This window comes from Mesorhizobium sp. M0621 (genome assembly GCF_040320745.1).
Classification (GTDB): Bacteria; Pseudomonadota; Alphaproteobacteria; order Rhizobiales; family Rhizobiaceae; genus Mesorhizobium.
On the sequence record NZ_JAMYQF010000083.1, the window covers coordinates 1 to 22,103 of the forward strand.

The following is a 22,103-nucleotide window of genomic DNA, read 5'->3' on the forward strand; positions in this document are numbered from 1 at the left end:
CTCAAGGTTCGACGAAAACTCGCCAATCTCAACGCCGATTATCTCGAAAATCTCATCCGTCAAAAATCAACGTTAACCTGAAGCGATTCCCCTGGTTCGAATACGTCCTGTATATGGAAAATTTGGACGCCCGCTAGAAAGTGAGCACATTCCCACACGTATCGAGATCGAGGGGCCGAAGAGGACTTTAACTGATCTGCGGGAAGGCTTCGGTCTGTTCGTGGACAAAAAATTTAAGGACGAGGTCGAAAGGCTAGAGCCTGACGTGCATCAGTTTCTTTCGGTTGAGTTTGTATGGAAAGACGGAAGCCATGCCGCCGACCGCTTCTGGTTCGTGCCTTGCAACAGGCTCGACAGCGTCGATCGCAATGAGACGACCTTCGAGTTTCGAAACATCTGGTATCTGGACGGAAGCCAGGACAAGAAACTTGTATTTAACAGTTCGCAGATTGGGAATTGTCACGCCTGGATGGATAAATTCATCTCGGGCCAAGGCGGCGTCTGGATAAGCGATGTCCTGAAAGAAAAAATTGAGCAGGCCGGAGTTACGGGGATTTCCCTGCAACACTATGAAGAAACAAACTGATTTAGCCTTCTTGCAGAGTAATCCCCCCGATTGAGAGCTACAAAATGCCAGAAACTTTTGATGACCTGATCGCGCCAAGGTAATGACTACGTTATCGTCATTGGCGGCACAGGCGCCATCGCTGTCGGCGGGCTCGGCCGCGACTTCATCTTCAACACTTCCGACCACGGCCAACTCTATGGCGATACGATCGACGGCCAGGGCGGGGTCTCGACATCGGGCCTGACCGATTCCGATGTGTTCCTGGTACTGGCCGGGCACCTTTATCTTGGATGCCCAGCCAAACGACCTCTTGCAGATGTTCGGTTTTCCGCTGCTCGGCGGTTCGAATTCCATCGCCGGCATACCGGCAAGCGATGGCTCGCTCGCCATCGACTGGCTCTTCCCGTTCGTCTTCTACGGCTACACCGAGGGCAACCAGCTTCTGGTTATTAGCACTCTGTTCGCCGCGCTGGGTATCCGCCCGCGTGGTCGTTGCCACCGTGCGCGGCGATGAACATGGCGACGGCCGACCGGCAATAGGATTCGATTTCGTTGTCGTCCTTTGCTCTCGCCTCATCGAAGCGAGCGATAATCAGGAGATCGCATCCTTTGAGAAGCGCGGCAAACAAACGGGCGGACCGGAGAGGATCGGGCACGTTCAGAACCGCCTTCGCGTGCAACTGACGCAACAGGGCCTCGATTTGGGCGATGATATGGGCGGGGCCGGCTTCGTAATGGAGCTTGCTCAACGACTTTTGATTCGTCGTGTCGGCCATGACCATGGCTTCGACATTGCGGACGTCCGGGCGCAACAGCGTGCGAAGCAGCGATGATCCCACAGCCATGAGCTGATCTTCGGCCGAACCGTCGACGCCTTCAAAAAGGACCTGTGGTACAGACTGGTGGCAGCGGGCCGCAAAGGCCGCGCCGAACAGCGCCTCCTTGTTCTCGAAGTGCCTGTAGATGCTGAGCTTGGATATCTTCGCTCGCTGGGCGACCTTGTCCAATGTCGTCGCTTGAAAACCCAGTTCCGCAAAGAGTTCGCCTGCGGTGTCGACGATCGTTTGGCGAAGCGCCTCGTTGGCGGGCCGGCCGCGCCGGCCTTGGCTGTTTTCGGTCACGACAATTCCAGTCCTTGACAGTATCGTTATTGTCGAATTACGATACTACGCAGTGTCTGAAATTCCAAGAGTGGATTTTATCGTGTCCTCCAAATCAAGTGTCCCTTGGCCGCCCGGCGATATCGAATGCGCGTCGCTAGACGACATTGCAGGCCAGGCTCAGCCCAACCCCCTCCATCCAAAACACGGAGCTTACCACCATGGATGACGTCATCATCATCGGCGGCAGCTTTGCCGGTCTCGCCGGCGCCCTGCAGCTCGGCCGTGCCCGCCGCAAGGTCACCGTTCTCGATACCGGCCTGCCGCGCAATCGCTTCGCCGGCCACTCGCATGGCCTGCTCGGTCACGATCACAAGCCACCGCTGGACATCCTGGCCGAGGCGCGGCAGCAGCTGGCGCGCTATCCCACGATCAGGCTGGTCAATGCCCGGGCCGACAGCATCTCCGGCGCCATCGACGATTTCTCCGTCCTCACTGGTGACAGGGAAAGCCTTGGGGCGCGCCGCCTGATCCTGAGCTATGGCGTCGCCGACCAGATGCCTGATATTCCGGGCTTTGCCGAAGGCTGGGGCACATCCATCGTGCCCTGTCCCTACTGCGACGGCTTTGAAGTCGCCGGCCGGCATTGGGGCCTTGTCTGGTCCGGCCCGCAGTCGAACCAGTCCGTCAGGCTGTTCCACGATTGGACCGACAGGTTGACGCTCTTCGCCGATGGTCACGACATTCCGCCCGATATCCGGGCCGATCTGGCGCGCCGCAACATACCTGTCGTCGACGGCCGGATCATCGAGATCGCCCATAACGGGGGCCATACCGCCACCGTCAATCTCGATACCCGCCGCAATGTCGCGGTCGACATCCTCTTCGCCCATCCGCGCAACAAGCCGTCCGCAAGCCTGCATGAATCACTGGGCCTCGCCACGGTCGATACGCCCCTCGGCATCGCCCTCAAGGTCGACGAGCGCCGCGAAACCAGCATGCCCGGCATCTACGCCGCCGGCGACCTCGCCAACCCCCTCATGCCCTCGGTCACCACGGCATCATCGCAGGGCGCGATGGCGGGTATCTTCGCCCAGCAGTCGATGCTGGTTTGAGAGCACAGATTCCCTTCTCCGGTTGCCGCGGGCTATCATATTCTGAGGGTTGCGGGCCGGTGCCACGGAACGCGGACCCCCCCTCTCCCTTGGCGTAGAATAGCGTGCACAGAAGAGGGTCCGCTTCGAGCCCCATTGTCTTCGGTCAGAGTGTGCACGGCGATCCCGAAACCGGCCGTTCCGCATGCGGCCTGAGCAAGACCCGGCAAGCGTCGCCGGCGATCTACTGCGTGTCAGTCGCGCGATATGGGCAGCCCCGCTAGCAGCGGGGCGTAGGCGGCGAGTCTGCGGGATACGAACTCGGTGAGGAGCCGCACGCGCTTCGTCTTGCGTGTCTCACCCTGAGTGAGAACCCAGATCGGTCCATACAGGTGTAGGTTGGTATCTGGCACCCTCTCCAATAAGGGATCGGTATCTCCGACGAAACACGGGAGCGTCGTGATGCCTATACCTTGCCGGACCGCCGCGATCTGCGTTTCGAAATCCATAGTCCGGAACGGAGTCCCAGTCGTGCGAAGTTCTCCCTCGCGGGTCCAGTCCGGTACTCCATGACCACTTATGGCGATCCACCTGGGATCCGGCCCGCCCGCCTGCCACTCGGCTAGTCGATCGCCGGACATGTAGAAGCCGCCGTACAGCTCCGGTCCCTTCAGACCGTGAAGATTGAGCGGCAGGGCTTCGCGGTCATAGACGACACGGATCGCTACGTCAGCCTCCCGGTTGGTCAGATTTGCCAACTCGCCGGACGACAAGATTTCCATCTCGATGCCCGGATGCAGCCGTACGAAATCCGCGAAGTCCGGCATGAGCAGGTGTGCTGCGAGGGGCGCCGGCAGTGTCACCCGCAGAAGCCCGCGCACGCTTTGATCGCGCCCCAAGACGCGCGTTTCCAGCTGGTGCGACGACGCTTGCATCTGGTCCGCGAACTCGAGGACCTCATCGCCCGCAGCTGTTAAGCGGTAGCCCGAAGGCAGCTTTTCGAACATCTGCGCCCCGAGGCGGTCCTCGAGCTGGGCGATGCGTCGCAGCACGGTCGCGTGGTTCACTCCGAGACGTTTGGCGGCGGCCCGCACTGAGCCTCCTTGCGCGGCGGCGAGAAAGTAGCGAACGTCATCCCAGTCGATCATGGTGCATCCCCGCGCCGCGCAGTGCGGCTTCCGAAGCTCGTTCTAGCATACAGAGCGGAGTTTGCGCTAACATCGCGGCATTTGATTATCGGTATGGATCGTTTTCGCACCACCGATGTGCGCGATTGCTCACTATCTGGCTGGCTTCGGCAGGGCCATGTTGAGCTTCTCGGGAAGACCTCCCGCACAGCCAAAGACCCGAGATAGCGAAACGAAGGATGCACGATATGACCAGATTGAATGGAAAGACCGCCGTGATCACGGGCGGCGCTACCGGCATCGGACTCGCCGCAGCGAAGCGCTTCATCGAAGAAGGCGCTTTCGTCTTCATCTTCGGCCGCCGGCAGGAAGCGCTCGACGCCGCCGTGGCGGACCTTGGGCCCAATGCCCGGGCGGTGAAGGGCTCGGTCTCCGATGAGGCAGACCTCGACCGGCTCTACGCGGCGGTCAAGGCCGAGCGCGGAACTCTCGGCATCGTCTTCGCCAACGCCGGGGCGGGAAGCCAGGGTCGGCTCGGCGAGATCACCGCCGAGCACATTGACGAAACCTTCGACGTCAATGTGAAGGGCACGATCTTCACGGTCCAGAAGCCGCTGCCGCTGATGGGCGTAGGCGGCTCGATCATCCTGACCGGATCGAGCGCCGGCACCACGGGCGCCCCGGCAATGAGCGCCTACAGCGCGAGCAAGGCGGCAGTTCGCAACCTCGCGCGGACCTGGGCGGAAGACCTGAAGGGCACTGGCATCCGGGTAAACGTGCTGTCGCCCGGCGCGACGGCAACCGACCTCGCCAAGGAAGCGCTAGGCGAGGAGGGCCAGAAGGTCTTCGCCTCGATGACTCCGCTACAGCGCATGGCCGATCCGGCGGAGATCGGAGCGGTGGCCGCCTTTCTCGCTTCGTCGGACAGCAGCTTCATGACCGCCAGCGAAGTCGCTGTCGACGGCGGCCTGGCGCAACTCTGACGCACTGCGCCCGTCCAGGCGCTCCATTCGACCGTTCGGAGCGCCGTACGGCGCGATAAACCCAAGGAGAATAAATATGAGCTACGCAATTATCGGCTTCGGCAATGTTGGCAAAGCCCTGGCCAAGGCGTTTGCCCGCAAGGGCATCGAGGTATCCGTGGCAACCACGCGCGACCCGGAAAGCTTTGCAGCCGATGCGGCCGCGATCGGGCCTACGATCATCCCCAAGAAGCTGGCGGAGGTAGTCAAAGCGGACATCATCTTTTTGGCTGTCCGCTTCGGCTCGCACCCGGAAGTCGCGAAGGCGCTGCCCGGCTGGCAAGGGAAGACCATCGTCGATGTGACCAATGCCTATGGCGTGCCACCTGAAGAACTGGGAGGACAACCTTCGTCCAAGTTCATCGCCCAGAGCTTCGCTGGTGCAAGACTGGTCAAGGGCTTCAACCATTTGGCCTCTGCCACCCTTGACCAAGATCCAGCCGTGCATGGTGGCAGGAGAGTCGTGTTCCTGGCGAGCGACGATGACGCTGCCGCGGCGGACATTGGTGCGCTGGCGGAAAATCTCGGTTTCGCGCCGATCAAACTTGGCGGGCTTTCGGAAGGTGGGCTGCTGGTCCAAGCGCGCGGAAATAGCTGGGGTCATCTGATCTTTAAGGACCTGGTCAAATTCGACTGACGAATACAACCTGCCCACCGGCATGGACACGATGCACGCATCGGATCGAGCACGATCCGATGCGTGCGATATAGAGAAATTCCCATGAGTATTGAGAAGAATATCCAGACCGTGAAGGACTTCTTCGCTACGATCGGCCGCGGCGATAGGGAGGGGCTGCTCGCGCTGGTCGCCGAAGACATCGAGTGGATCATCTCCGGCAAAGACTGCCGCTGGCTGGAGCGCACCGCGGACACGCGGCGCTAACGGATTTGCTTGAGACGGTATCCCAGTCGATAGAAACGTCCACCGAACCCCGGGAATTCGTAGCGCAGGGGAACCGGGTTCTGATCGTCGGCTTCGCCAGGGGAAGATGAGAGCCACGAACAAGACGTTCGATGACGACTGGATCTTCGCCATCACCGTCGGCGCGCCGAACCGGCTTTGGAGATTGCCGCCGAGAGCGTCGACATGAAGCGCCAGTTGGCAGCTTGCCTCGTCAGGTCGATGTTGGCATTGGGCGAGCGCTGCCCGGGCATTGGACTTCGTCGTCCCGCTCCCGGCGCCGACCTAAATACGACCGGGAATCCGTTGCGAGAAAAATTCAGTCACCCAGCGCACGCGTGCCGGAACAAGGCGGCGCTTTGGCCAGACAAGATTTATATCCCTGACGTCGACTAGAAATTCTTCGAAAAGCGAAATCACGTCCGGATGCTGCAGATCATCGGCAAGAGAGACTTTGGCGAACATACCGATTCCCATGCCCGCCAGCACAGCAGACCGGATCGTTTCGACACTATTCGATGAAAGATTCCCACGAACCGGCACGCTGAATTCGCCGTCTGGTCCGCAAAACGGCCAATTGGTGGACTCTATAAGCCCATTATAAAGCAGGCAGTTGTGGTTCACGAGTTCGGCAGGGGTCCCGGGCACCCCTCGTTCTTTGAAGTATCGACGGGATCCAACGCACACCAACGGGGTACGAGCTACGCGCGTGACGACCGCGTCTGGTTCGTCGACCGGCCCCACCCTGATCGCCAGATCAATCCGGTCTTCCACCATGTTTCGCATAGAATCCGACAGGATGAGATCCAGCTGAAGGCCGGGGTTGAGCGAGAGAAGGTCGGGGATAAGGGGCAGGATGTGAAGGCGACCAAAGGTGGCGGAAACGGCGATCCTGATTGGGCCGGAAACTTTGAGCGTGCTGCTTGTCAGTTCGCTGTCGGCGTCATCCAACTCCCCAACAAGGAGCTTGGTCCGGTCATAGTAGCGTTGCCCTTGGTCCGTGAGGCTCACACTTCGCGTGCTTCTATTGAACAGCAACACCCCCAGCCGCTTCTCCAGCGCGCCGACGGCCTTGCTGACGGCCGGTTGTGAGTCGCCGGTTCGCCGGGCGGCAGCTGTGAACCCGCCTGCTTCAACGACCGCGATAAACGCACTTAATTCCTGAAAGCGATCCACGTCATTCCTCAAAAGAATGAATATTATGTATTCTTAGCCAATTATGCGGCTTCTGAACATTGTCTATATCTCGCACAACACAAGCTAGAGGTGACAAGTCATGAATATCGACTTCCAAGGCCGCAAGGCCATTGTAACGGGCTCCACGGTGGGCATCGGTCGCGCAATTTCGGAGGGACTGGTGCGCGCGGGCGCTTCAGTTGTGATCAACGGCCGCGGCCAGGAGCGCGTCGCCACGGCGGTCCGTGAGATTCGTGAGATTTTCCCGGGTTGCGATGTGATGGGCGTTGCCGCTGACCTGGAGACTGCCGAGGGGGCCAAAGCCTTGTTCGCGCAGGCGCCGGATGCGGATATCCTGGTCAACAATGTGGGTACAGCGCGTCCGAAGACGTTCTTCGACCTTACTGATGACGACTGGCTGAGCCTTTTCCAACTCAACGTCATGAGCGGCGTCCGCGCGGCGCGCCACTATGTACCGAAGATGATAGGGCGTGGTTGGGGACGCGTCGTGTTCACCAGCAGCGAGTCCGCCCTCAACGTCCCAAAAGAGATGATCGACTACGGCATGACCAAGACTGCGCAACTCGCCATCTCCAGGGGGCTCGCGGAAGCGGTTGCCGGGACGGGCGTGACCGTCAACGCGGTCCTCCCTGGTCCAACGAGGTCCGAAATCCTGTCCAATATGATGAGCGAGTTGGCGCAGTCGCAAGGCATCACGCAAGATGAGGCGGAGCAGATGTTCTTGAAGACAATGCGTCCGACGACGCTGATCAATCGCCTTGCGACGACCGAAGAAGTCGCAAACATGGTCGTTTATGTCTGCTCAGAGCAAGCGTCGGCGACCAGTGGCGCCGGGTTGAGGGTCGATGGCGGTGTCGTTCGGTCAATCGTCTGAGGGCGCTGTCGGTGTACGCCATGGCCAGGGCTATCCCTACTGATGTGCGGGCCTAGCGGGCCATCGCTTGCAGGAGCGATACGCTCGAGGATCGCGCGGGGCATCAGCAAGCTGAAAATATCCACCAGTGATCCGATCGATCATCTGATTCAACGCGTCGCATTCTTGATATCCTTGCTCGACGGGTTTGTCAGGATAGCGCTCGCGACGATCTGAAAGAGACGATCGGCCCGCGGCGCGAATGAGGGTTGGTCGACCGCCCAGCCGAGGGCCGTCATCAGGGCGAACAGGTCGTCCCCATTCATATCGGCGCGCGCCGATCCCAAGGCCTGTGCACGGAGCAGCAGTCGCGCGCTCGCCGAGTGAACCTCAGCGCATGCAGCATAAAGAGCGGAGTCCGGGTTCGTGTGGGCCGCCGCCATCATGGCGACGACGCCCCTATAGCTTTGGGCGAACACCAACCATTCCTGGAACCAGGACACGAGCGCTTCGTCAGGTGAGTTTGACGTTTCGAGTTCGTCTGCCGTCTGCGTCAGTGCGTCCAGATTCGTGCACAGCAACGCTTCGAACAGGGCTTCTCGCGTCGGGAAATGACGCAGCAGCGTGGCCAACCCGACGTCGGCTCGGCGGGCGATATCGCGCATCGACGCGTCGGCGCCGTGCTCGGTGACGACCTCACGCGCGACCGCAAGGATGTGGCTGTAATTTTTTTTTGCGTCGGCTCGCATGAGATGCCTTGATAATCGGATCAGTGATCCGTATATGTGGATCGGTGATCCGGTTATTAAACGGATCGGTGAACCACTAAATAGAGTGCGTCTGCGCAAATGGCAACAAAGGCGCTGCCCGCCCCGCAAGGAAAATGAACATGGGCACTATCAGCATCATCGGCTCAGGCGGTATGGCCGCAGCGATCGGCGGCCTTGCCGCCAAGGCCGGACACACCGTCGAGGTGACGAGTCGCGACGCCGCGAAGGCACGGGCGCTGGCCGAGCAGGTTGGAGCCGACGCGAGGACCGGAACGTTTGGCGTCGCTCCGGTCGGGGACATCGTCATCCTGGCGGTTCCCTATTCGGCCGTTCTCGACGTGGTGAAGCAGTACGGCGAAAAGCTGGCAGGCAAGCTCATCATCGACATCACCAACCCCATCAAATCCGACTTCACGGGTTTCTTGACTCCTGAAGACAGTTTCGGCGCGCAGGAGATCGCCAAGGTTGCTCCTGCCAATGCCACTATCGTCAAGGCGTTCAACACCCAGAACGCCCAGGTCCTGGCTGCCGGTTTAATCGGGGGCCATCCGTTGGACGTGTTCATCGCCGGGGACGGCGCTCAGGCGAAGGCGCGTGTCTCGGCCTTCGTCAAGAGCCTCGGACTGCGTCCGATGGACACCGGGCAGCTGAGCATGGCGCGGACGTTGGAGCACGCCTGCATGCTGTGGCTGGGCCTCATGACCCACTCCATCAAACACACCAATTTCTCAATCCGCGTCAGCCTCCTCGGCTGAGCCCGCGGCACCACGTCTTGCATCACATTACCCAAGGAGCAGCAGTATGCGCGTTTTAGTTACCGGCGGGACCGGCCATATCGGTTCGTATATCATCCCCGAGCTCATCGCGGGCGGACATGAGGTCATTGGCCTGGCCCGGTCGGACACGTCCGCGACTGCGGTGTCGGCACTAGGCGCCAAGGTACGTCGCGGGGATATCACCGACCTCGAAGGGCTCAAGGCCGCGGCGGCGGAGTCCGACGGCGTCATCCACGTCGCGCACCGGCAAGACCTGCTGCCCTCTGGCGGGATCGACGCCGTGGCAGCCGCGGAGCTACAGATCATGCTCGCCTACGGCGAAGCGCTGGCGGGGACCGGAAAGCCACTCGTCGTCTCGGGGAGCATCGGCTCGCCGGGGTGGGAAAAGCTGGGCCGGCCGGCCACCGAGGACGATCCGGGCCTTCCCGGCGGCGATGCATACAAGGGCACCCTGAGGGTTCGCAACGCCGTGGAACTCGCCGTGATCGGCCTCGCGGAGCGGGGCGTGCGGTCTTCGGTCGTCCGAATTCCTCCCATCGTGCACAGCACGACCGATGGCGGCTTCCTCCAGCTGCTGATCGGTCTCGCGAAGGAGAAGGGCGTTATCGGTTACCCCGGAGACGGCGCGAACCTCTGGCCGGCTGTGCATGCCCGCGACCTGGCCTCCCTGTTCCGCCTGGCGCTGGAGAAGGGGCCGGCTGGCAAATATTGGCACGGGATTGAGGGCAACGGCATCCGGTTCCGCGAGATCGCTGAGGCCATTGGCAGCCGTATGGGCGTGCCCGCCGTGCCCATCCCTGCGGACGTACTGATGTTGCCGGGCTTCTTCGGCTTTCTCGCGAATTTGGTCACGCTGGACCTTCCGGCGTCCAACGCCATTACCCGCCAGACGCTCGGCTGGGAGCCCGTTCAGCCGGGCCTGCTCGAGGACCTCGACAACGGCCATTACTTCCCGGCGGGCCATATCGCGATCCCGTGATCCGTCCGACCAATAGACGGGGATTCCGCGTTTAGAAACCACCAGCAATATACCCCCCACTCAATAGGAGACTGAACATGAGCACTATCAGCATCATCGGCGCAGGAACCATGGCCACGGCGATCGCTGGCCGTATTGCCAACGCCGGGCATACCGTCGAGGTCGTCAACCGCGACCCCGCCAAGGCGCGGGCGCTCGCCGACCAACTTGGAGCCGGAGCGACCACGGGGGCATACGGAGCGGCCCCCGCGGGCGAAATCGTCATCCTCGCCGTGCCGTACAGCGGCGCAGCGGCGGCGGTGGCCGACTTTGGGAAAGCGCTCGATGGCAAGGTGATCGTCGACATCGCCAACCCGGTTGCCCCCGACCTCTCGGGCCTCGTCACGCCCCACGGCAGTTCTGGCGCGCAGGAGACCGCAAAGGGCCTCCCCGCCGGCGCGCATGTTGTGAAGGCGCTCAACACGATCTTTGGTCACGTGCTTGCGAAGGGTGGACGCCTCGACGCGTTCATCGCAGCCGACGATGCGGAGGCGAAAGCGCGCGTCTCGACGTTCCTCGAAAGTCTCGGGCTGCGTCCGCTCGACGTGGGCGGCTTGCACATGGCCCAGACGCTGGAGGCGCTCGGTTTGATGATGATTGGCCTCGCCAAAAACGGCGCCGGCACCTGGGACTTCGCCATGAACGTCGATATCGGCTGAATCACCGATATCAGTTCCCACCGGAACATCCGCGCCACCACTGGAAGCAAATCATCCGATGGCTGTCTCCCGATGAGTCGGGCGTACTGTCGGGTGCCATGTGGTTCGCATGGTCAATGCGGCTCGGAAACACATAATCGGCAATAGCACCGCCCCGACGTTCGAGCCATGCTAATAGGCTGGAGCGCACATCGGAAGTCAATTCGAACTAGACCGGTCGGCCGGTCTTCTGCTGCACTACAGCCAAGGAATCGATCATGATCACTCCCTTCCAGATTCCCTATGATGCCGACCAGGCCGCTGACCTTCGTAGCCGCCTCGTACGGACGCGTTGGGCCGACGCGGTAACGGACGACTGGACCATGGGAACCGAGCGCGGCTTCCTCAAACAGTTCATCGATTTCTGGCGTGACGGCTATGACTGGGCGCAGCGGCGAGACCGGCTCAACCAGCTTCCCCATTTCCGGACTACGGTCGACGGCCATGGCATACACTTTCTGCATTTTCGCAGCGGACAAAGTGGATCGATCCCGCTACTGCTGATGAACGGGTGGCCGTCCAGCTTCGTGGAGTTTCAGCGTATAGCGCCGCTGCTTACCCAGGGAACGCCGGCATTCGATGTCGTGATCCCCACCATGCCCGGCTTCGGCTACTCGGACAGGCCAACCCGGCCCTACGAGGCGGAGCCCAGTGACCTTTGTCCAAAGCTAATGACGATGCTGGGCTATGGGCGGTTCGTCGTCGCCGGGACTGACATCGGCTCCGGCCTTGCCACCCGGATAGCCCTTCGGCATCCGGCGCGTTTGCTGGCTGTCCATGTCTCGACGGTCGCGTTGAAGCCGATCCCAGAAAATGCGTCGCCCCTGTCGAAAGCCGAGATCGACTATGACGAGCGCCTCCAGCTGTGGAGCCTGGAGGAGGGGGGCTATCAGGCGATCCAGAGCTCAAGGCCACAAACTCTCGCCTTTGGGCTTGCCGACAGTCCTGTTGGCCTCGCCTCGTGGATTGTCGAGAAATTCCGGGCCTGGACCGACTGCGATGGCGACGTCTTCTCTGTCTGGCCACTCGAAGCCTTGACTGACACTCTGACGATCTACTGGATGACCAACACGATCGGGTCGTCTGTCCGCTATTATTACGACGCTGCCCGGCTGCGGCCGCCGCTGCGGGCAGATGACTTCGTGCATGTCCCCACCGCCGTCGCTATGTGGCCACATGATCTGGCGCTCGCGCCGCGCGAGCGGGCCGAGCGGCTCTACAATGTGCGGAGCTACACCGTCTTTCCGCGTGGCGGGCATTTTCCGGCCTGGGAGACGCCGGAACTCTACGCCGACGATTTGCGAAAGATCGCGCTCGCCGCGATCTGAACGAACAAGCGTGTCCGCTTCACTCACGAGCGGGCACGGCTCGTGGAGATTGCCCGCCAGCGGTGTGCCGAGCAGGCGCGGCTGGCTGGTCTGCTATGTTCTTGCTGGGGCCGAGTTCTTGCTGGGGCCGACGAAGCGGCGCCAGCCGCCGAAGGACGAGATGTCGGACGCACCGCTGAGGCCAGCGGTTTCGACCAGGAAGCCCTTGGCCGAACTGCCGTCCTCGAGCTCGATGGTCCCGATGCCGAGCGGTGGCGGGATGGCCGCGACGAAGCGGCCGAAGGCATCGGCCGACAGCCGCCAGACTTCGACCTCGACGGCAGCGCCGCCCTCGGCGACACGGAGCAGCCCCGGCTTGGGCATGGACTGGCCAGCCAGCGCATAGAGCCTGTAGGCGGCGGCTGTTTTTGCCGAGCGCGAAAACCGTGCGCCGAGCTGGCTCAGTTGGCCGTTGAGCGGCATCCCCGAAAGATGCGCGCCAACAACCACGAGATCGATCATCCCGTCATCGGCTGATGAAGCTGCAGGCAGAAAGCCCGGCTGCTGCCAGCCGGTTGCGCCAAGTGGAAGGCTGCTCATCGCATGGATGTCGCGGGCAAGTGCCGCGGTCAGCCAGTCCCTGCCGGCCGCCGTCAGCAAGGTCACGCTCATCGGCAGCCCGTCATTGCGCTTGCCGGTCGGCACGGCGATGCCGCACATGTCGAGCAGGTTGACGAAATTGGTGTAGGTGCCAAGCCGGCTGTTGGTGACGATCGGATCGGCGAGCACGGCGGCGGTGGTGTAGTGCGTCGGCGCCGTCGGCACGCAGAACAGGTCGACCGAGGCGATGACGGGAGCGAGCTTCGCTCTGTAGGCCTGCAAGGCATAGAGGCCGTGGAAAGCGTCCGCCGCCGAAAGGTTGCGCGCGCCGCCGATGATCTTGCGCGTCACCGGATGCAGGGCCGCTTCGTTGACCTCCATGAAATCGCGGATCGCCGCGTAGCGTTCGGCCACCCAGGCGCCTTCATAGAGAAGATTGGCGGTGGCGAAGAAGTCACCGAACGGGATTTCCACCAGTCGGCAGCCGAGCCCGCGCAGCATATCGAGTGCCGCGTCGAAACCCGCAGTCATCGCCGCGTCGCCAAAGAATTTCAGGTCGGCCTTTGCCGGGATGCCGACGCTCAGCACCGGCGGGCGTACGGCGAGCGGCTGGACGGCGATGTCGCGCGAATACGGATCGGCCGCGTCGCGCGCCGCCGCTACCGAGAACACCTGATAGGCGTCGTCGACGGTCAATGCGAACACCGAGATGCAGTCGAGCGTGCGGCAGGCCGGCACGACGCCGGCGGCCGACAGCGCGCCGACGGTCGGCTTCAGCCCGACAATGTTGTTGAGGCCGGCAGGGATGCGGCCGGAGCCGGCGGTGTCGGTGCCGAGCGCAAACGAGACGATGCCGCGCGCCGTCGCCACCGCCGATCCCGACGAGGAGCCGCCCGGCACCAGCTCGGCGTCGATGGCGTTGCGCGGGATCGGCCAGGGCGTGCGCACGCCGACAAGGCCAGTGGCGAACTGGTCGAGATTGGTCTTGCCGACGACCAGCGCGCCGGCCGCCCTCAGCCGCGCCACCACGGTGGCGTCGCTGTCGGGCCAGTAGGTGTATTCGGCGCAGGCCGCCGTCGTCGGCATGCCGCCGACGTCGATATTGTCCTTGACGGCGAAGGGGACGCCCCAGAGCGGCTGGGCCACCGGGTCGAACGGGCAGAGGGCGGCAGCGGCCGCCATCAGCGCGGCCTTGTCGGCCAGATGGATGAAGATGCCGGGATCGTCGGCGGCCCTCAGGCGGGCATGCACCGTTTCGATGACTTCGTCTACGCCGATGCCGGCCCGATAGGCGGCGTGCAGGCTGCCTATGTCGAAGCGCAGGTCGTTCATTGGGCCTCCCCCAGAATGATCACCGGCAGGTCCCACTGGATCAGCACGACGCAGCCGTCTTTCGTCCAAACCGAATGCTCGGTCCCGACCGGGTTCAGGATGACGCTGCCCAGGGGATAATCGCCATTCTCGTCGCTCTGCGTGCCCTCGAGCACGACGATGGTTTCCAGCCCGACATGGCGGTGACGCGGCACGCCGGCGTCGGCCCGGTAGTCGAGGATCGCCACCGACGGCTCGACCGGTCCGCCCTTGAGCAGCCAGTGCACCGTAATGCCCTCGCGAAAAGGTTCGAACGCCAGATCGCGCCAGCCGCCACCGACGAGGCCGGCAAAACTCAGATTAGCCATTAGCGATTCCCTGCAGCACCTGGCCAGTCGTCGCCGTCCAGCCGACGATGGCGCCCTGCGCACGGATCATCGCAAGCGCCGCCGCCTTGAACTCCGGAAAATAGCTTTCTGTCGCGTCTTCGGCGAGCAGGCATTCATAGCCGCGATCATTGGCCTCGCGCATCGTCGTCTGCACGCAGACTTCGGTGGTGACGCCGGCAAAGACGAGTTGCTGCGCGCCGAGCCGCTTGAGGTCCTCGCCGAAGCTCGTGGCATAGAATGCGCCCTTGCCGGGCTTCTCGATGACGATCTCGCCGGGCAGCGGCGCCAGTTCGTCAAGGATTGCCGTGCCCGGCTCGCCGACGATCAGCACCCGGCCCATCGGCCCGACATCGCCGATGCGGATCGACGGATTGCCGCGATTGCGCTTGGCCGGCGGCAGGTCGGACAGGTCGGCACGGTGGCACTCCATGGTGTGAATCACCGGCAGGCCGGCGGCGCGGAACCCCTCGATCAGTTTTTTCACCGTCGGCACGATGGCGGTGATGCGGCTGACGTCGTTGCCGAGGCTGGCGCCGAAGCCGCCGGGCTCGGCGAAGTCGCGCTGCATGTCGATGACGACCAGCGCCAGGGACTCCGGCTTAAAGGCAAAGGCAAACGGCTGCGCATCGATTTCGGCCATCAGTGATGCCCCGCCATATGCTCGCCGATGGTCTGCACACTCGCCCCGGCGATTGGCGTCTCGTAGACCAGCGCGCCGTCCGACATGACGAAGATGCGGTCGGAAAGCTCCAGCAATTCGTCGAGGTCTTCCGACATCAACAGCACGGCGGCACCCGCATTGCGCGCCTTCATGATGCGGGCGCGGATTTCGGCCACTGCCGAGAAGTCGACGCCGAAGCACGGGTTGGAGACGATCAGAAGGTCGACCTCGCCGGTGAGTTCGCGGGCGAGCACGGCGCGCTGCACATTGCCGCCCGACAGCGAGGCGATCGGCGAGGACAGCGAGGCGGTCTTGACCTTGAACTGCTCGACCAGGCGGGCGCTGAAGGCCCTGATGGCACCGGCGCTGATCCAGCTCACCGGCTTGCCGTTGCTGTCTATGTCGAAGGTACGGAACGAGATGTTCTCGGCAACGGTCATTTTCGGCGCGCAGGCATTTTTCAGCGGCTCCTCCGGGATGAGGCGGACGTTGAGCGCGCGCGCCTCGGCACGCGTCGCCGCATAGGCGGTGCCACGCACCATCACTTCGCCGGCGTCGCGCGGGCGCTGCCCGGCCAGCACTTCGAGGAATTCCTTCTGGCCGTTGCCGGAAATGCCGGCGATGCCGACGATCTCTCCGGAGCGCACGCCGAGATCCTCGATCCGGATCGACTTCAGCCCGGTGCGGTCGGGTGCCTTCAGCGCCTTGACCTTGAGTACGATCTCGGCATCCGGCTTTGGCTCGGCGCGGCTGTCGAGCGCCGCGATCGGCTGGTCGCCGATCATCATCGCCGCCATCTGCCTGTGGTCGAGGTCGGCGACGCGGCCGGTGCCGGTCAGCCTGCCCTTACGCAGCACGCTGACGTCATCGGCGAACGCCGTTACTTCGTGGAACTTGTGCGAGATCATCAGCACGGTGAGGTCGCCGGTCCTGGTCATGGCGCGCACGAGGCCGAGCACCTCCTGCGCCTCGCCGGGGGTGAGCACCGAAGTCGGCTCGTCCAACACCAGGAAGGAGCGGCCGAGATAGAGCTGCTTGACGATCTCCAGCTTCTGCTTCTCGCCGGCGGCAAGCTCGGCCACCTTGACGTCGAGCGGAAGCTTGAAGGGCATCCGGTCCATGAACACGGCAAGCTCGCCGCGCTCCTTGCGCCAGTCGATGATGCCAGGCACCTTTTCGCGCGAAATGACCAGGTTTTCCGCGCCGGTCAGCGACGGCACGAGGGTGAAATGCTGGTAGACCATGCCAAGGCCTAGCGCCGAGGCATCCCTGGGGCTGGCGATCGCCACCTCGCGGTCGTCGACCAGCATGTCGCCGGAGGTCGGATGGTAAAAACCCATCATGCATTTGACCAGCGTCGACTTGCCGGCGCCGTTCTCGCCGAGCAGCGCGTGGAAGGAGCCGGCCGGCACCTTGACCGAGACATCGTCGAGCGCAGTGAAGGCGCCGAAGCGCATGGTCATGCCGATGGTCTCGACGCCGACGGCCTTCTTGCCGGTGATCCCGCTCATCCTCGGTTCCTCACGGCAGTTGGGCGACGAAGGACGCCGAATTCGACACCGTGCCGAAGACGCCGCCCTGCATCTTGATCATCTTGATGGCGGCCAAATGGTTGCCGTAGTCGGTGGCGCCGCAGCAATCCTCCAGCATCACGCATTCGAAGCCGCGGTCGTTGGCCTCGCGCATGGTGGTGTGGACGCAGACATCGGTGGTGATGCCGGTGAGCACGATATTGTCGATACCGCGCTGGTTGAGGATCAGCTCAAGGTCGGTGGCGCAGAACGAGCCCTTGCCCGGCTTGTCGATGATCGGCTCGCCCTCGGCCGGATAGAGGTCGGGGATGATGTCCCAGCCCGGCTCACCGCGCACCAGGATGCGCCCGCACGGGCCGGGGTCGCCGATGCCGGCATTGATGCGGCGCGAGCGCCAGCGCTTGTTGGCCGGCAGGTCGGCGAGGTCGGGCCGATGGCCCTCGCGTGTGTGAATGATGGTGTAGCCCTTGGCCCGCATTGCCGACAGCACCGACTTGATAGGCTCGATCGGCGCGCGCACCAGCGACAGATCGTAGCCCATATGGTCGACATAGCCGCCCGGCCCGCAGAAATCGGTCTGCATATCGATGATGATCAGCGCCGTGTTGTCGGGACGAAGCTCGCCATTGTAGGGCCATGGATAAGGATCGGCGTCGATATAGCGCTGGGTGACACCGGCTCTGGCGTTCATGGCAAAAACTCCGGTCTCATTTGGTGATCGACAATTCGCCCGGGGCGCCGGCGAGCGAACGGGTCGGCGACGAGGTGGCGATCATGATGATTAGGGTGAGGATGTAGGGCGCGGCGTAGAACAGATAGTAGCCCTGCGTGACGCCGACCGACTGCAGCGCCGGGCCGAGCGCGCCTGCCCCGCCGAACAGAAGTGCGGCGGCAAAGCAGCCAAGCGGATTCCAGCGCGCGAAGATGACCAGCGCCACCGCCATCAGGCCCTGGCCCGACGAGATGCGCTCGGTCCAGCTGCCGGGATAGTAGAGCGACAGATAGGCGCCGCCGATGCCGGCCAGCGCGCCACCGACGCCGGTGGCGAGCAGCCGCACCGTATCTGGGTTGAGGCCCATCGCGCGCGCCGCATCCGAACTGTCGCCGACGACACGCACGATGAGGCCAGCGCGGGTGTTGCGGAACGCCCACCACAGCACGACCGAAAGCACCGCACCGAGGAGGAACAGGACGTTGACGTCGAGCGCCGCCTGCACCTGCTGGATATCGGACCAGCCGCCAAAGGGAATGGCCGGCAAATTGGGCGCCTTTGGTTTGATGAACGGCTTGCCGAAGAAGAAGGCGAGGCCCGAGCCGAACAGCATCAGCGCGATGCCGATGGCGATGTCGTTGACCTTGGGGAATTTGCAGATCCAGCCGTGGAACAGGCCAAAGCAGAGGCCGGCCAAGGCTGCGGCGAGCAGGCCGAGCCAGGGCGAGTTGGTCATCACTGCGACCGCATAGGCGGTCATGGCACCGAACACCAGCGTACCTTCGAGCCCGAGATTGATGCGGCCGGAACGCTCGGTGATCGCTTCGCCGAGCGATACGAAGATGAAGGGCGTCGACACGCGGATGGCGCCGCCGAGGATGGCGAGCGGTACGCCCCAGAGGCCGATCTCGGTCGCATCCATCAGGCAGTCCCCCTCAAGAGATCGGGCCTCTTCCAAAGATCGGGATTGAAGGCCTTGAAGCGGCCGTAGAAGGTTTCGCTGAACAGGATGACGATAAACAGCATGCCCTGCAGCACCAGCACGGTGGCGTCGGGCAGGTCCATGCGGCGCTGGATCAACCCGCCGGAGGCGTCGATGCCGCCGAGCAGGAAGGCGACCGGGATGATGGCCAGCGGGTTGTGACGAGCAAGGAAGGCGACGAGGATGCCGGTATAGCCGTAGCCGGCGGCGAGCGAGGCGTTGGCGCTGCCCTGCACGGCGGCGACCTCCAGCATGCCTGCAAGCCCGGCGAAACCGCCGGCCAGCGCGGTGAAGCCGACGATCAGTGGTCCGACGGCCAGCCCCTGCACCTGTGCGGCCCTGACATTGCCGCCGGCGATGCGGGCGGCAAAGCCCCAGCGGGTCTTTTCAATGAGCACCCAGGAGAGAATGCAGGCGGCGACGCCGACGACCAGCCCCCAATGCACATCCATGCCCGGCATGTTGCCGATGCGGTAGATGTCCGCCAACGGCTGCGTCGAGGGCTTGTTGAGCGAGGCTGGGTCGCGCAGCGGCCCCTCGACCAGCTGATTCATCAGCGCGATGGCGATGTAGGCCATCAGCAGGCTGGAAATGGTCTCGTTGACGGCGCGGTAATGGCGGAGCGCGCCGACGGCACCTATCCAGATGCCGCCGGCGGCCATGCCCGCCACGCCCATGACGAGAATGACGATGAAGGAGGGGATGCCGTCGAGCGCCGTGCCTGCTGCCGCGGCGGCGACGCCGCCGAGCACGATGGCGCCCTCGCCGCCGATAACGACGAGGCCAAGCCGAGCCGGCAGCGCCACGCAGAGCGCCGCCAGCAACAGCGGTGAGGCGCGCGACAGCGAGTTCTGCACCGAGAACCAAGAGCCGAAGCCGCCCCGCCACATGGTTTCATAAAGCAGGATCGGTGACTTGCCGACCAACGCAATGAACAGGCTGAACAGGACCATGCCGACGACCAGCGCCGCCAGCGGAATGACGAATGCTTCCGCCCGCCGCGCCATCCATTCCAGCGCTGCCGGATGACCCCTGGCGCCGAATGTCACCGGCATGCCGGCTTCTGTCACTATCTCCGCCATCGCCCCGTTCCCCTTCGGTCAGGCGGTCGAGCCGACGACCCCGTCGACCAGATAGTCCATGCTTTCGAGTTCGATCGCGTTCTCGGGGAAAGCCTGGCCCGCAGTGGCCACGACGGCGCCCTTGTTGCTGTTGAGTGGACCCTTGATGACGGCGAAGCCGCCCTTCATCATGTCGGCCAGCGTAGCGTCGAACTGTTTGCGCGCCGGCTCGGAGACGGCTGGGCCGAGCGGGCTCATCTTGACGAAGCCGTCGGCAAGGCCGCCGCGCGTAAAGTTGGGCAAAGGCTTGCCGGCGACGAGATCGTCGACGAACATCTTGTAGACATTGGCCCAGTTCCATTCGGCGCCGGTCAGGTATTTCTCGGGTGCCAGCGGGCTCTGGTTGGCGTGGTAGCCGCAGACGTAGGCGCCGCGGCCGGCGGCCGTCTCGACCACGACCTTGGGACTGTCGACATGGCAGGTGACGACATCGACGCCTTGGTCGACCAGCGCGTTGGTGGCCTCCGCCTCCTTGACCGCCAGGGACCATTCGCCGGTGAAGATCACCTGGCAGGTGATGGCCGGGTCGACGGAGCGCGCGCCGAGCAGGAAGGAGTTGATGTTGAGCAGCACCTGCGGGATCGGCTTGGCGGCGACAAAGCCGAGTTTCTTGGTCTTCGTGGTGTGGCCGGCGACGACGCCGTTGAGATACTGACCCATACCGATATAGCCGAAGTAGGAGCCGGCATTCATCGGATGCTTGTCCTTGTTCCACATGCCGCCGCAGTGGCGGAACTGAACGTCGGGAAATTTCGCGCACATGGCCAGCATGTGGGGGTCGAAATAGCCGAACGAGGTCGGGAAGATCAGCGAGGCGCCGTCGAGATTGATCATCGATTCCATCGTCTTTTGGACATCGACCGTCTCCGGTACGTTCTCCTCCTCGACGACGGTGATGCCCTCGATGCCTTTCAGCGCCGCTGCCCCCTCGGCATGCGCCTGGTTGTAGCCGTAATCATCCTTCGGGCCGACATAGACGAAGCCGACCGTGGCGCTCGCGGCTAACGCCTTGCTGATGGGAAAGGATGCCGATGCGAGCCCAAGTGCGGCTCCGGCGGCGGAGGTCTTGAGCAACTCGCGGCGGTTAAGCGTGAATTTCGCGGTCATAGTGAATGCTCCCCTGTAAGACCCTTTTCCGGGTCGGTTAACATGCCTTCGAGAAAGTGCATGCAATCGCCGTGCCAATTCTGAAGACGAAATTTATCTAATAAAATCAGCATATACATGAAACATGCCTGCTCACGTCAAAGGCAATTGCATGCACTTTTTGCCTCGAAAGTAGCCAGTTTGACAGGCAGATTAAAATAAAGGCATAAGCAGGGGATATCGATTCGACGGGCCGCTGAGCTGCCCAACGAGAAGACCAAACGGAGGAAACTTGTCGGGGAAGCGCAGCTTGATCAGGTCGGGCACGACTGTGGATCAGATGGTGAGGGCGATCGGTGACCGGATCGTCACCGGCTTCTTGCGCCCCGGCGAAAAGCTAGACGAGACCTCCCTCGCAGCTCGCTTCGACGTATCACGCACCCCGGTGCGAGAGGCGCTCGGCCAGCTGAGCGCCATGGGTCTGGTCGAAAGGCGGCCAAACCGCGGCGCCATCGTCGCCGTGGTGACGCAGGAGCATCTCGCCTCGATGTTCGAGAGCATGGCCGAGCTGGAAGCGATCTGCGCGCGCTTCTCGGCCGAGCGCATGACCAGCAGCGAGCGCCGCGCGCTCGAGGTCGAGCACCAGGCCTCGGCGCGGATGGTGCGTCTGGGCGCCGAGGAGGACTACGAGTACTTCAACACGGAGTTCCACAGCAGGCTTTATCGCGGCGCCCACAACGCACATATCTACGAAATGACCGTGATGACGCGCAGTCGGCTGGCGCCGTTCCGCCGAGCCCAGTTCATGCTGCCAGGCCGGCTCGCCAAATCCTGGCAGGAGCACGATGCCATCGTCACCGCGATCATGCGCGGTGACGGCGGCGCCGCCGGCAAGGCAGCGCGGGACCACGTTTCCATCGTCAGCGAGGCGAGCGCCGTCTTTGCCGTCGGCGACCAGCCGAAAACCGCAAGCACGGCGCCGGTTACCCGCCGACTGAGAACCACCTGATTGCAGCACCGGTACATAGCGCCGAAGATGGATTTGGCGCGACGAAGGCATAGCGGTCGCTAGGTTTGACCCGCCAGTAACTAGGGTTCCTCGACCGCACAGCCGGCGTGGAACACACGCATCACCTCGCGACCGGCCGCCAGTGCCAGCCGCTCGAAGATTTCGAGCATCAGCCTGTCGTCAGATGCCGCCGCCGCTGTCGTATTGATCTTCGGCAATGTCGCGCTCGTTCAGCCAGTGTTCCAGGGCGTCTACCATCTCCTCGGCCG

The 22,103-nt window shown here is 63.1% G+C and carries 22 protein-coding genes and 2 pseudogenes; 11 read left to right on the forward strand and 13 right to left on the reverse strand.

Translation table 11 applies throughout. The features are described 5' to 3' along the window. Positions 1–220: 220 nt before the first annotated feature. Positions 221–586 (forward strand): imm11 family protein, encoded by a 366-nt coding sequence (locus NKI38_RS31435; RefSeq protein ID WP_352664483.1) that lies wholly within the window; start codon positions 221–223, stop codon positions 584–586. 431 nt (positions 587–1,017) lie between these two features. Here the strand turns inward: NKI38_RS31435 and NKI38_RS31440 are convergent, their stop codons facing one another. Then, entirely contained in the window at positions 1,018–1,689 is a 672-nt protein-coding gene (locus NKI38_RS31440; protein WP_352664485.1) for a TetR/AcrR family transcriptional regulator, read from the reverse strand. 200 nt (positions 1,690–1,889) lie between these two features. Between NKI38_RS31440 and NKI38_RS31445 the strand changes: the two genes are divergently transcribed. Next, complete coding sequence (locus NKI38_RS31445) at positions 1,890–2,783, forward strand: NAD(P)/FAD-dependent oxidoreductase (RefSeq protein ID WP_352664487.1); 894 nt, start codon at positions 1,890–1,892, stop codon at positions 2,781–2,783. Positions 2,784–3,016: 233 nt separating this feature from the next. Here the strand turns inward: NKI38_RS31445 and NKI38_RS31450 are convergent, their stop codons facing one another. Beyond that, positions 3,017–3,910 (reverse strand): LysR family transcriptional regulator, encoded by an 894-nt coding sequence (locus tag NKI38_RS31450; protein ID WP_352664489.1) that lies wholly within the window; start codon positions 3,908–3,910, stop codon positions 3,017–3,019. A gap of 227 nt (positions 3,911–4,137) precedes the next feature. On the opposite strand from NKI38_RS31450, the gene NKI38_RS31455 reads away from it, so the two are divergent. From NKI38_RS31455 to NKI38_RS31465, 3 genes and pseudogenes are all read left to right on the forward strand, one after another. Next, positions 4,138–4,872 (forward strand): SDR family NAD(P)-dependent oxidoreductase, encoded by a 735-nt coding sequence (locus tag NKI38_RS31455; protein WP_352664491.1) that lies wholly within the window; start codon positions 4,138–4,140, stop codon positions 4,870–4,872. 76 nt (positions 4,873–4,948) lie between these two features. Then, positions 4,949–5,548, forward strand: a complete 600-nt coding sequence (locus tag NKI38_RS31460) for an NADPH-dependent F420 reductase (protein WP_352664493.1) — start codon at positions 4,949–4,951, stop codon at positions 5,546–5,548. Between the two features lie 84 nt (positions 5,549–5,632). Then, positions 5,633–5,954, forward strand: a pseudogene (locus tag NKI38_RS31465) (nuclear transport factor 2 family protein); the annotation flags it as partial. A 143-nt stretch (positions 5,955–6,097) separates the two neighbouring features. Here the strand turns inward: NKI38_RS31465 and NKI38_RS31470 are convergent. After that, complete coding sequence (locus NKI38_RS31470) at positions 6,098–6,988, reverse strand: LysR family transcriptional regulator (RefSeq protein ID WP_352664495.1); 891 nt, start codon at positions 6,986–6,988, stop codon at positions 6,098–6,100. 100 nt (positions 6,989–7,088) lie between these two features. On the opposite strand from NKI38_RS31470, the gene NKI38_RS31475 reads away from it, so the two are divergent. Continuing rightward, positions 7,089–7,883 carry an SDR family NAD(P)-dependent oxidoreductase gene (locus NKI38_RS31475; protein ID WP_352664497.1) on the forward strand — a complete coding sequence of 265 codons (795 nt, stop codon included), beginning with the start codon at positions 7,089–7,091 and terminating at the stop codon, positions 7,881–7,883. A gap of 149 nt (positions 7,884–8,032) precedes the next feature. Here the strand turns inward: NKI38_RS31475 and NKI38_RS31480 are convergent, their stop codons facing one another. After that, the gene (locus tag NKI38_RS31480; RefSeq protein WP_352664499.1) at positions 8,033–8,611 is read right to left on the reverse strand and encodes a TetR/AcrR family transcriptional regulator; all 579 of its coding nucleotides are present in this window, start codon (positions 8,609–8,611) and stop codon (positions 8,033–8,035) included. 140 nt (positions 8,612–8,751) lie between these two features. On the opposite strand from NKI38_RS31480, the gene NKI38_RS31485 reads away from it, so the two are divergent. The 4 genes from NKI38_RS31485 (at position 8,752) to NKI38_RS31505 (ending at position 12,452) form a co-directional block, all read left to right on the forward strand. After that, a complete protein-coding gene (locus NKI38_RS31485; protein ID WP_352664501.1) occupies positions 8,752–9,387 on the forward strand; it encodes an NADPH-dependent F420 reductase in 636 nt (211 codons plus the stop codon). Positions 9,388–9,433: 46 nt separating this feature from the next. Continuing rightward, the gene (locus NKI38_RS31490; RefSeq protein WP_352664503.1) at positions 9,434–10,387 is read left to right on the forward strand and encodes an SDR family oxidoreductase; all 954 of its coding nucleotides are present in this window, start codon (positions 9,434–9,436) and stop codon (positions 10,385–10,387) included. A gap of 77 nt (positions 10,388–10,464) precedes the next feature. Further along, positions 10,465–11,085, forward strand: a complete 621-nt coding sequence (locus NKI38_RS31495) for an NADPH-dependent F420 reductase (protein ID WP_352664505.1) — start codon at positions 10,465–10,467, stop codon at positions 11,083–11,085. 257 nt (positions 11,086–11,342) lie between these two features. Beyond that, positions 11,343–12,452: an epoxide hydrolase family protein gene (locus NKI38_RS31505; RefSeq protein WP_352664507.1), complete on the forward strand. Its 1,110-nt coding sequence runs from the start codon at positions 11,343–11,345 to the stop codon at positions 12,450–12,452. A gap of 93 nt (positions 12,453–12,545) precedes the next feature. Here the strand turns inward: NKI38_RS31505 and atzF are convergent, their stop codons facing one another. The 8 genes from atzF to NKI38_RS31545 are packed head-to-tail and all read right to left on the reverse strand — an operon-like array spanning position 12,546 to position 20,846. Further along, positions 12,546–14,363, reverse strand: coding sequence for an allophanate hydrolase (gene atzF / locus NKI38_RS31510; RefSeq protein ID WP_352664509.1), 1,818 nt, complete (start codon positions 14,361–14,363; stop codon positions 12,546–12,548). Continuing rightward, entirely contained in the window at positions 14,360–14,710 is a 351-nt protein-coding gene (locus NKI38_RS31515) for a cupin domain-containing protein (RefSeq protein ID WP_352664511.1), read from the reverse strand. Before NKI38_RS31515 ends, atzF begins: the two co-directional genes overlap by 4 nt. Beyond that, positions 14,703–15,371, reverse strand: a complete 669-nt coding sequence (locus tag NKI38_RS31520) for a cysteine hydrolase family protein (protein WP_352664513.1) — start codon at positions 15,369–15,371, stop codon at positions 14,703–14,705. The genes NKI38_RS31515 and NKI38_RS31520 overlap by 8 nt, the downstream gene beginning before the upstream one ends. After that, positions 15,371–16,903: an ABC transporter ATP-binding protein gene (locus NKI38_RS31525; RefSeq protein WP_352664515.1), complete on the reverse strand. Its 1,533-nt coding sequence runs from the start codon at positions 16,901–16,903 to the stop codon at positions 15,371–15,373. The genes NKI38_RS31520 and NKI38_RS31525 overlap by 1 nt, the downstream gene beginning before the upstream one ends. Positions 16,904–16,913: 10 nt before the next feature. Beyond that, positions 16,914–17,615 (reverse strand): biuret amidohydrolase, encoded by a 702-nt coding sequence (biuH, locus tag NKI38_RS31530; RefSeq protein WP_352664517.1) that lies wholly within the window; start codon positions 17,613–17,615, stop codon positions 16,914–16,916. A gap of 16 nt (positions 17,616–17,631) precedes the next feature. Then, positions 17,632–18,558, reverse strand: a complete 927-nt coding sequence (locus NKI38_RS31535) for an ABC transporter permease (RefSeq protein ID WP_352664519.1) — start codon at positions 18,556–18,558, stop codon at positions 17,632–17,634. Continuing rightward, positions 18,558–19,673, reverse strand: coding sequence for an ABC transporter permease (locus NKI38_RS31540; RefSeq protein WP_352664525.1), 1,116 nt, complete (start codon positions 19,671–19,673; stop codon positions 18,558–18,560). Before NKI38_RS31540 ends, NKI38_RS31535 begins: the two co-directional genes overlap by 1 nt. 45 nt (positions 19,674–19,718) lie before the next feature. Then, on the reverse strand, positions 19,719–20,846 hold the full coding sequence (locus tag NKI38_RS31545; RefSeq protein ID WP_352664521.1) for a BMP family ABC transporter substrate-binding protein: 1,128 nt from the start codon (positions 20,844–20,846) through the stop codon (positions 19,719–19,721). A 289-nt stretch (positions 20,847–21,135) separates the two neighbouring features. On the opposite strand from NKI38_RS31545, the gene NKI38_RS31550 reads away from it, so the two are divergent. Further along, the gene (locus NKI38_RS31550; protein WP_352664523.1) at positions 21,136–21,834 is read left to right on the forward strand and encodes a GntR family transcriptional regulator; all 699 of its coding nucleotides are present in this window, start codon (positions 21,136–21,138) and stop codon (positions 21,832–21,834) included. An 89-nt stretch (positions 21,835–21,923) separates the two neighbouring features. Here the strand turns inward: NKI38_RS31550 and NKI38_RS31555 are convergent. Beyond that, positions 21,924–22,004: pseudogene (locus NKI38_RS31555) on the reverse strand (3'(2'),5'-bisphosphate nucleotidase CysQ); the annotation flags it as partial. Positions 22,005–22,103: the final 99 nt, after the last annotated feature.

Coding starts and splice junctions, on each gene's coding strand:
- NKI38_RS31445 (WP_352664487.1), top strand. CDS start 1,890: ATGGATGACGTCATCATCATCGGCGGCAGCTTTGCCGGTCTCGCCGGC.
- NKI38_RS31450 (WP_352664489.1), bottom strand. CDS start 3,910: ATGATCGACTGGGATGACGTTCGCTACTTTCTCGCCGCCGCGCAAGGA.
- NKI38_RS31455 (WP_352664491.1), top strand. CDS start 4,138: ATGACCAGATTGAATGGAAAGACCGCCGTGATCACGGGCGGCGCTACC.
- NKI38_RS31460 (WP_352664493.1), top strand. CDS start 4,949: ATGAGCTACGCAATTATCGGCTTCGGCAATGTTGGCAAAGCCCTGGCC.
- NKI38_RS31475 (WP_352664497.1), top strand. CDS start 7,089: ATGAATATCGACTTCCAAGGCCGCAAGGCCATTGTAACGGGCTCCACG.
- NKI38_RS31480 (WP_352664499.1), bottom strand. CDS start 8,611: ATGCGAGCCGACGCAAAAAAAAATTACAGCCACATCCTTGCGGTCGCG.
- NKI38_RS31485 (WP_352664501.1), top strand. CDS start 8,752: ATGGGCACTATCAGCATCATCGGCTCAGGCGGTATGGCCGCAGCGATC.
- NKI38_RS31490 (WP_352664503.1), top strand. CDS start 9,434: ATGCGCGTTTTAGTTACCGGCGGGACCGGCCATATCGGTTCGTATATC.
- NKI38_RS31495 (WP_352664505.1), top strand. CDS start 10,465: ATGAGCACTATCAGCATCATCGGCGCAGGAACCATGGCCACGGCGATC.
- NKI38_RS31505 (WP_352664507.1), top strand. CDS start 11,343: ATGATCACTCCCTTCCAGATTCCCTATGATGCCGACCAGGCCGCTGAC.
- atzF (WP_352664509.1), bottom strand. CDS start 14,363: ATGAACGACCTGCGCTTCGACATAGGCAGCCTGCACGCCGCCTATCGG.
- NKI38_RS31515 (WP_352664511.1), bottom strand. CDS start 14,710: ATGGCTAATCTGAGTTTTGCCGGCCTCGTCGGTGGCGGCTGGCGCGAT.
- NKI38_RS31520 (WP_352664513.1), bottom strand. CDS start 15,371: ATGGCCGAAATCGATGCGCAGCCGTTTGCCTTTGCCTTTAAGCCGGAG.
- NKI38_RS31525 (WP_352664515.1), bottom strand. CDS start 16,903: ATGAGCGGGATCACCGGCAAGAAGGCCGTCGGCGTCGAGACCATCGGC.
- biuH (WP_352664517.1), bottom strand. CDS start 17,615: ATGAACGCCAGAGCCGGTGTCACCCAGCGCTATATCGACGCCGATCCT.
- NKI38_RS31535 (WP_352664519.1), bottom strand. CDS start 18,558: ATGGATGCGACCGAGATCGGCCTCTGGGGCGTACCGCTCGCCATCCTC.
- NKI38_RS31540 (WP_352664525.1), bottom strand. CDS start 19,673: ATGCCGGTGACATTCGGCGCCAGGGGTCATCCGGCAGCGCTGGAATGG.
- NKI38_RS31545 (WP_352664521.1), bottom strand. CDS start 20,846: ATGACCGCGAAATTCACGCTTAACCGCCGCGAGTTGCTCAAGACCTCC.